The following is a 243-nucleotide window of genomic DNA, read 5'->3' as shown; positions in this document are numbered from 1 at the left end:
CGCATCGCCGGGCAGATACTGACGATCCAGTTGATCGCGGGCCGAATCGTCGGGAAACTCCAGCAGCATCGCGCGCAGCATCGGCGTGCCATGCTCGACCGCCTGTTGCGCGGCATCGAACAGAGACGGCATCAGACGCGACTTCCATTCGGTGAAAGGGCGCACGACCTCCACGGCTTCGTTGTCGAACAACCCTGGCACGCGATACGACTTGCTGCCGTTCAAACGGCTATGGCTCGACAG

At 62.1% G+C, this 243-nt stretch carries 1 pseudogene; it reads right to left on the bottom strand.

Features of this window, described 5'->3' with window-relative positions:
- A pseudogene (locus tag SB772_RS44700) lies at positions 1–243 on the bottom strand (alpha-xylosidase); the annotation flags it as partial.

The sequence above is a fragment of the Paraburkholderia sp. SIMBA_030 genome (assembly GCF_046535245.1).
Classification (GTDB): Bacteria; Pseudomonadota; Gammaproteobacteria; order Burkholderiales; family Burkholderiaceae; genus Paraburkholderia.
Note: the sequence above shows the minus strand (reverse complement) of the source record. Positions and strands in the feature narration are given on the sequence as shown.